This is a genomic window from Streptomyces sp. F001 (assembly GCF_004187715.1).
Lineage (GTDB): Bacteria > Actinomycetota > Actinomycetes > Streptomycetales > Streptomycetaceae > Streptomyces > Streptomyces flavusporus.
Map to the genome: position 1 here is coordinate 1 of NZ_QZWF01000075.1, position 7761 is coordinate 7761.

Annotated in this window: 10 protein-coding genes; 7 read left to right on the plus strand and 3 right to left on the minus strand. The window is 71.0% G+C overall.

The genetic code is table 11. From position 1 onward, the window contains the following. A partial coding sequence (locus StrepF001_RS43395; protein WP_206307154.1) for an SAM-dependent methyltransferase occupies positions 1-272 on the minus strand: 272 nt, incomplete at its 3' end. A gap of 193 nt (positions 273-465) precedes the next feature. Between StrepF001_RS43395 and StrepF001_RS43400 the strand changes: the two genes are divergently transcribed. The 4 genes from StrepF001_RS43400 to StrepF001_RS43415 all read left to right on the plus strand — a co-directional run bounded on the left by StrepF001_RS43400 (position 466) and on the right by StrepF001_RS43415 (position 3474). Further along, complete coding sequence (locus StrepF001_RS43400; protein ID WP_129803580.1) at positions 466-1152, plus strand: PAS domain-containing protein; 687 nt, start codon at positions 466-468, stop codon at positions 1150-1152. Further along, positions 1149-2126, plus strand: coding sequence for a pyridoxal-phosphate dependent enzyme (locus StrepF001_RS43405; protein ID WP_129803581.1), 978 nt, complete (start codon positions 1149-1151; stop codon positions 2124-2126). Before StrepF001_RS43400 ends, StrepF001_RS43405 begins: the two co-directional genes overlap by 4 nt. 140 nt (positions 2127-2266) lie before the next feature. Continuing rightward, the gene (locus StrepF001_RS43410) at positions 2267-2650 is read left to right on the plus strand and encodes a cupin domain-containing protein (RefSeq protein WP_129803582.1); all 384 of its coding nucleotides are present in this window, start codon (positions 2267-2269) and stop codon (positions 2648-2650) included. Between the two features lie 122 nt (positions 2651-2772). After that, on the plus strand, positions 2773-3474 hold the full coding sequence (locus StrepF001_RS43415; protein WP_129803583.1) for an SDR family oxidoreductase: 702 nt from the start codon (positions 2773-2775) through the stop codon (positions 3472-3474). Here StrepF001_RS43415 and StrepF001_RS43420 read toward each other — a convergent pair whose 3' ends face one another. After that, positions 3475-4836 carry a VWA domain-containing protein gene (locus tag StrepF001_RS43420; protein WP_129803584.1) on the minus strand — a complete coding sequence of 454 codons (1362 nt, stop codon included), beginning with the start codon at positions 4834-4836 and terminating at the stop codon, positions 3475-3477. After that, the gene (locus StrepF001_RS43425; RefSeq protein WP_129803585.1) at positions 4833-5690 is read right to left on the minus strand and encodes a MoxR family ATPase; all 858 of its coding nucleotides are present in this window, start codon (positions 5688-5690) and stop codon (positions 4833-4835) included. The genes StrepF001_RS43420 and StrepF001_RS43425 overlap by 4 nt, the downstream gene beginning before the upstream one ends. A 130-nt stretch (positions 5691-5820) precedes the next feature. Between StrepF001_RS43425 and StrepF001_RS43430 the strand changes: the two genes are divergently transcribed. The 3 genes from StrepF001_RS43430 to StrepF001_RS43440 form a co-directional block, all read left to right on the plus strand. Then, the gene (locus tag StrepF001_RS43430; protein ID WP_129803586.1) at positions 5821-6393 is read left to right on the plus strand and encodes a TetR/AcrR family transcriptional regulator; all 573 of its coding nucleotides are present in this window, start codon (positions 5821-5823) and stop codon (positions 6391-6393) included. A 161-nt stretch (positions 6394-6554) separates the two neighbouring features. After that, complete coding sequence (locus tag StrepF001_RS43435; RefSeq protein ID WP_129803587.1) at positions 6555-7232, plus strand: ABC transporter permease; 678 nt, start codon at positions 6555-6557, stop codon at positions 7230-7232. After that, positions 7229-7761 (plus strand): ABC transporter permease (locus StrepF001_RS43440; protein WP_129803588.1); only part of this gene is annotated, 533 nt, incomplete at its 3' end. The genes StrepF001_RS43435 and StrepF001_RS43440, both read left to right, overlap by 4 nt.

Here is a 7761-nt window from a genome sequence, read left to right on the forward strand (position 1 = left end):
TCGACAACGACCCCATCGTGCTGACACACGCCCACGCCCTGCTCTCCGGCCAGGTAGCGGACGGCCCGCCCCAGGAAGTGCCGGCTCGTGACCGCCACGTCGACGAGGCCGGGGAAGATCTCCTTGATGTGGTCCCCGATCTCCCGGGGGACCTCGTAGTTGTCCTTGCCGCCGACGAAGTAGTTCCAGAAGCGGGCCGAATGCGGCTTGGACGTGTCGATCCGGGTGCGCGTCTGCGCGGCAGCGACGATCTCGGGGTTGGAGTCCGACACGGCAGAGCCTCCTGCAGTTTGGTGGTGGTGATCAGATCACCAACGTAGGCGAACTTGCCGCTCATGCTGCGGGGTTGGAGGGCTTGCCTCGCGCGGGCCACGGCGTTTTCCGGCCATTGCCGTTGCCCTCCTCCCGACCCCTCGGATTAGACTGTGAGTCCAGTGTTGGATTTTCAGTCCAAGGGGGTGCGGTGTGGTCGAACACGACCCGGACGCCGAGCGGGACGCGATCATCGGCGCCCTCGTCCCGGTGGTTCATGGCATCGCGGCGACCTTCGGCCCCGTGTGCGAGGTCGTGCTGCACGACTACCGGCAGCCGGAGAAGTCGGTGGTCGCCGTCGCGGGTTCGGTCACCGGGCGGGCGGTGGGCGGGGCGATGAGTGAGATCGGCATGCGGGTGCTCGCCCGCGGCGACGAGGCGCGCGACGAACTGAACTACGTCACGCGGACCGGGACCGGGCAACTGCTCAAGTCGTCCACGATGGTGCTGCGCGACTCCGCGGGAGCGGTGTTCGGAGCCCTGTGCGTCAACGTGGACGCCGGCGCGGTCCGGCAGGCCCACGCGCTGCTCGGCGCCCTCGCCGGCATCGGCGGCGACCCGGGACCGGCGCCGGTCACCACCTTCGGCAACGACATCGACTCGGTCGTCGACGCCATCCTCGACGCTCACCAGCTCCGCCAGCACCAGACGTGGGCCGACCTCGACCGCACCGAGCGCCTCGAGTTCTTCCGCAGCCTGGACGAGCGCGGCGTGTTCGCGGTGCGCCGCGCGGTCGAGCAGGTCGCCGCCCGCCTCGGCATCTCTCGTGCCTCCGCCTACAGCTACCTCTCCCAGGCCAGAGCCGCCACCGACCCGACGTCCAAGGGGGACAACCAGTGACGACCACCACTCCGCCCGTCACGCTCGACGACGTCCGGGACGCCGCCGCCCGGCTCAAGGGTGTCGCCCACCGCACGCCGGTGCTGCGCTCCCGGACCCTGGACGCGCTCGTCGGCGCCGAGGTCTTCCTCAAGTGCGAGAACTTCCAGCGCGTGGGCGCCTTCAAGTTCCGCGGCGCCTACAACACCGCCTCCCGGCTCACGCCCGAACAGCTGGCCCGCGGTATCGCCGCCTACTCGTCCGGCAACCACGCCCAGGCCGTCGCTCTCGCCGCCCGTGAACTGGGCACCACCGCAGTGATCGTCATGCCCGAGGACGCCCCGCCCTCCAAGCGGGACGCCACCCTCGGCTACGGCGCCGAGATCGTCACGTACGACCGCTACACCGGCGACCGGGTCGCCATCGCCGAAGCGCTGGCCGCCGAGCGGGGTCTCACCGTCATCCCGCCGTACGAGCATCCCCACGTGATCGCCGGGCAGGGCACTGCAGCACTCGAACTCCTCGAAGAAGTGGGGGAGTTGGACGCGCTGATCACACCGGTCGGCGGCGGCGGGTTGATCGCCGGGAGCTCCACCGTGGCCAAGGGAATGCACCCCGGCATCCGTGTGATCGGCATCGAGCCGGAGGCCGGCGACGACACCAAGCGGTCCCTCGAGGCAGGCCACCGGATCGCCATTCCGGTGCCGCGCACCATCGCCGACGGGCAGGCGCTGCACACGCCCGGTGAGCTGACCTTCTCCGTGAACCGGCGGCTCGTCGACGGGATCGAGCTGGTCAGTGACGACGAGATCCGCATGGCGATGCGCTTCGCCTTCGAGCGGCTGAAGATTGTCGTCGAGCCGAGCGGCGCCACCCCGTTGGCCGCCCTGCTCGCAGGCCGGGTGGACAGGCTCCCGCGCCGGATCGGCGTGATCGTCTCCGGTGGCAACGTCGACGCCGACCGCTTCGCGCGGCTCTGCGCGGGAGGCGAGTGAGGGAGGTGGCGGGCAGGGGGCGTACGGGCGGACGATGAAGGGGAGGGGCTCGGCCCCGCCGGTTCCGCTCACGACCCACGGGAGCGGGAGACGGAGACCGGCCCCGGCCGCAACAGGCGCGGCCGGAAAGGAGGACCCTTATGTTCGAGGTGAAGACGCTCGACAAGCCGGACGAGCGGCGCGACTTCCCGCGCGGTCACCTGGAGGCCGTCCACCTTGCGGGGCTCGACTTCGCGGTGGCCACCTTCGAGCCGGGCTGGCGCTGGTCGGAGTCCATCGCCCCCATCGCGGGGACCGACTCCTGCCAGATCCACCACAACGGCTACATCGTCCAGGGCCGTCTGCGGATCCGCATGGACGACGGCGCCGAGGGCGAGGTCGGCCCCGGCGACGTCTTCGTCTGCGGGCCCGGACACGACGCCTGGGTCGTGGGCGACGAGCAGGTCGTGGCGTACGACTTCGCGGGAGCCATGGCGACGGAGTACGCGAAGTCCTCGGAGAGCCAGCGAACCCAACAGGGGTGAACCGCGCAGGCCCGTCTCACCTGGCCTGCGCGCTTGCCTGATGGAAACTGATCGGTTTACTGTCGGAGGCGACAGGTAAACCGATCGGTTTTCTTGCCGGTCCGGAAGGTCAGGAGATTCCCATGACAACCCTCCAAGGCTCCGTCGCCCTCGTCACCGGAGGCAGCCGCGGCATCGGCAAGGCGCTGGTGGCGGCACTGTACGAGCGCGGCGCGAAGAAGGTGTACGCCACCGCACGCGACCCCCGCACGGTCACGCACCCCGACGCCGTACCGCTCGCTCTGGAGGTGAGCGACCCGGCCTCCGTGGCAGCCGCCGCGGCACAGGCACAGGACGTCACGATCCTGATCAACAACGCGGGTGCCTCGGTGAACGCGAACTTCCTCGACTCGCCCGTGGAGGACGTCCGCCGCGAGTTCGAGACCAACTTCTACGGGCCGCTCCTCGTCACCCGTGCCTTCGTCCCGGTCCTGGAACGCAACGGCGGCGGCCACATCCTCAACGTCCACTCGGTGCTGTCCTGGATCGGACTCGCCGGCTCCTACAGCGCCTCCAAGGCCGCCTTCTGGTCGCAGACCAACTCCCTGCGCCTCGACCTGAGGCCGCGCGGCATCGACGTCACCGGCCTGCACGTCGGATACGTCGACACGGACATGGCCGCCAAGATCGACGCGCCGAAGTCCACACCCGAGAGCGTGGCCGCCCAGGCCCTCGACGGCATCGAGTCCGGCGCGTTCGAGGTACTGGCCGACGACATCTCACGCCAGGTCAAGGCGGGGCTGTCGGCCGACCTCGGGGCGCTGTATCCCCAGCTCGCCGCCTGATCAGACCGGCAGCAGGCGGGCGATCAGCGTGCTGAGCTGCTGCGCATTGCGGCACTCGTGCATCTCGACCAGGTCGGCGTAGTCCGGGGCGGCGGAGTCGCCTGTGCCCCACTGGGGGCGTGGCTCGGGGTTCAACCAGTAGATGCGGCGGGCCCGTTCGGCGATCTGCCGTACGGCTGCCAGGTTCGGGTCGCTCATGTTCGTACGGGCGTCCCCGAGCACGAACACGGTCGTCCGCGGGCCCACCGCGTCGCCGTACCGTTCCGCGAACTCGCCCAGCGCGACGCCGTAGTCGCTGCTGCCGTGCCAGCCCGTGAGCCGCGCTTCGGACCGGATACGGGCGCCCAGTCCCTCGGAGTCGGCGGCGCCGTGCACCAACAGCCCCGTCACCTCGTCGATCCGGTTGACGAACGCGAACACCCGCAGCTTGCTGAACTGGTCGTGCAGCGCCTGCACCAGCAGCATCGTGAAGTCCGAGAAGCCGGACACCGAGCCCGACACATCGCACAGCAGCACCAGTTCGGGCCGGACCGGACGGCGCCGGCGCAGCACCGGCCGCATCGGCACCCCGCCCGTCGACAACGATCCGCGCAGGGTCCGCCGCAGGTCGATGCTGCCCCGCGCGGCACGGCGCCGGCGGGCGGCCAAGCGGGTGGCGAGCTTGCGGGCGAGTGGCTGAACAGTCCGACGCAGCTCGGCCAGCCGGTCCCTCCCGGCGTACAGGAAGTCGACCCGGTCGGCGGTCGGCGCCACCGCCCGCCGGGCGATCTCCTCCCGGCCACGCCGCTCGGCGACCCGGCGCCGCGCCTCCGCGGCCACCTGCCCGCGGAAGACCTCGATGCGCCGCCGGATCTCGTCCTCCAGCAGCCGGTCGGTGAAGCCCGCCTCACCCGGCCGCGCCCGCACACTGTCGCGGACCCGTGCGAGCAGCGTCTGCGGGCGGATCCGGTCCAGCGTCTGGTACGACGACCAGCCGTCGGACGCCGGTGAACTCCCGTATCCGCCGAAGCCGTCGACGGCCTCGGCCGCAAGCCGGCCCAGCAGCGCGGTGTCGCCCGCGGAGAGGGCTGCCGCAATCCGGTCGCGCAGTTCGTCCCGGTCCGCCGTACCGGCCTCGGGCGCGCCGACGCCGCGCGGGAAGTACAGGTCGAAGACCGGGTCGAACACCTGTCGTTGGCCTGTGGTGTGCAGCAGCGTCGCCGCCAGCCCCTCACGCAGCAGCTCACGGTCCGCGAGCCCCAGGGCCTCCACCGCCCGGGCCGCGTCCACGGTCTCGCCGGTGCCGATCCGCACGCCGTGCGCACGGAGCGCGGCGACGAACCCCGTCAGCCGGGATGCGACATCCGACGGCTCGGTTGTCATACGGCGTCCAGATCCAGCTTGGCCCCCGCCTTGAGGACATCGTCCTGATGCTTGAGGAGGACGCCCAGGGTGTCCCGTACGACGCTCTCGTCGAGCCTGTCGGCGCCGAGCGCGAGCAGGGTGCGCGCCCAGTCGACGGTCTCGGCGACCGACGGCACCTTGCGCAGGTCCATCGCGCGCAGGGCGCCGACCACCCGGACCACGGACTCGGTCAGCGCCGCGTCGATCCCGGGGACCTTCAGCCGGACGATCCGCCGCTCCAGCTCCTCCTCGGGGAAGCCGATGTGGAGGAACAGGCAGCGGCGGCGCAGCGCTTCGGACAGCTCCCGGCTCGCGTTGGAGGTGAGGACGACGAAGGGGCGGCGCGTCGCGGTGATCGTGCCCAGCTCCGGGACGGTGACCTGGAAGTCGCTGAGCACCTCCAGGAGCAGGCCCTCCACCTCGACGTCCGCCTTGTCGGTCTCGTCGATCAGCAGCACCTTGGGGTCGTCGCCCCGGATGGCGGTCAACAGCGGGCGGGCGAGCAGGAACTCCTCGCTGAAGATGTCCGTGCGGGTCTCGTCCCAGGTCTCGTCGCGGCCGGCGGTGATGCGCAGGAGCTGCTTGGCGTGGTTCCACTCGTACAGCGCCCGTGACTCGTCGACCCCCTCGTAGCACTGGAGCCGCACGAGTCGGGCCCCGGCCACCTGCGCGACGGCCTTGGCGAGTTCCGTCTTGCCGACGCCCGCCGGACCCTCCACGAGCAGCGGCTTGCCGAGCCGGTCGGCGAGGAACACGGTCGTGGCGACCGCGGGTGAGGCCAGATAGCCGGTCTCGGCGAGACGTGCGGAGACATCGTCGACGGACGTGAACAACCGGGCCTCCGGTGGTGCGGGGAATCGGAACCAGCACATATCTAAGCGCTTGTTCACCCACGCTGTCACGAGGGTTCCCTCGATACACCGATCGGTTTCCCCCGGTGCTGCGACGCGGTAGCCTCGCCGTATGGCCACGACAGACAAGGCGTCCCCCCGGGAGCGGTTGCTCGACGCGGCGGCAGAGCTCTTCTACCGCGACGGCGTCTCCATCGGCGTCGAGGCGCTGTGCCGGACCGCCGGCGTCTCCAAGCGGTCCATGTACCAGCTGTTCGACAGCAAGGACGAGGTGCTGGCCGCGAGCCTGGAGCGGCGGCTTCCGTCGTACGAGGCCCGGCTCACGTCCGGCCCCGACGGCGCGGGTACGCCGCGTGAGCGGATCCTGCGGGTGTTCGCACAGCTGGAGCAGGTCTCCGGGGAGCCCGACTACCGCGGCTGCCCCTATCTGTCCGCGCTGGTCGAGCTCAAGAACCCCGAGCACCCGGCGCACGCGGTCGCGCGTGGCGGCAAGGAGTGGCTGAAGGGGGTCTTCCGTGCCCAGGCCGAGCTGGGCGGAGCGCGCGATCCGGAGCTGCTGGCCCGCCAGTTGATGCTGGTCTTCGACGGGGCGAGCGCCCGCGCCGGCGCCCGGGTGGAGACGCTGGACGACGGGCTGGCCACGGTCACGGCGACCGCGCTCCTCGACGCGGCGGGCTTGGAGTAGGAAGGGGCGGCTGCCGCAGCGACCGTCCCTCGTGGTCCGCTCACGCGGCCACCGCCACTGCCCCGACCACCGGTGCCGCGCGTTGCGGGGTGTACTCGGCGACACCCCGTACGGGTCACCAGAACGAGGCGACCCGACGGCCCGCCCGATGCAATGGACGGGTGACCGTGACCCCGGACGACTGCCTTGCGCGCAACGAGTGGATCTGCGGCGACTATCTGAGCAGCCGCCGCGAGATCGTCCTCGACGCAGTGGTCCAGCATGTGCAGCTGACGTCGGTCTCGGTTCTCATCGGCCTGGCCATCGCCCTGCCGCTGGCGGTGCTGGGGCGCCGGTGGGGCTGGGCGGCCGGGCCGGTCCTCGCCGTGACCACGATCCTGTACACGATCCCGTCCCTGGCCATGTTCTCGCTGTTGCTGCCGTTGTACGGGCTGTCCTCGACGCTCGTGGTGGCCGGGCTGGTGCTGTACTCGCTGACCCTGCTCGTACGCAACGTCCTCGCCGGTCTGCGGGCGGTCCCCGAGGACACCCGGCAGGCGGCCCGCGGAATGGGCTACGGCCCCGTCCGGCAGCTCCTCACCGTCGAACTGCCGCTCGCCCTGCCCGCCGTGATGGCCGGACTGCGCATCGCCACCGTCTCCGCGGTCTCGCTCGTGACGGTGGGCGCGATCGTGGGCTTCGGCGGACTCGGAAATCTGATCTACTCCGGAATGAACACGTACTTCAAGGCGCAGGTACTGACGGCGTCGGTGCTGTGTGTGGTGATCGCCGTCGTCGCGGACCTGCTCCTGCTGGGCGTCCAGCGACTGATCACGCCGTGGACGAGGGCCCGTCCATGAGTACGCTCGCCGACACCTGGGCCTGGCTCACCGACCCCGCGCACTGGTCGGGCGCCGAGGGCGTCTGGCACCGGCTGCTGCAGCACCTCGTCCTCACCGTCGTCTGCCTGGTCGTCAGCTGTCTGATCGCCCTGCCCGTCGCCCTCGTCCTCGGCCACCTCGGCAAGGGCGGCGCGCTCGCCGTCAACATCTCCAACGTCGGTCGCGCGGTCCCCACCTTCGCGGTCCTGGTGCTTCTGCTGCTGACCCCCATCGGCAAGTGGGGCGAGGGGCCCACAGTCGTCGCCCTGGTGCTGTTCGCCGTACCGCCGCTGCTCACCAACGCGTACGTCGGGATGCGGGAGGTCGACCGCAGCACCGTGCAGGCGGCACGGGGTATGGGGATGACGGGCCGCCAGGTGATGTTTCACGTGGAACTGCCCCTTTCGCTCCCGATGATCCTGACCGGCGTGCGGATCGCCACCGTCCAGCTCGTCGCCACGGCCACGATCGCCGCGCTGGCGGGCGGGGGGGGGCCCAGCCCTCCCCC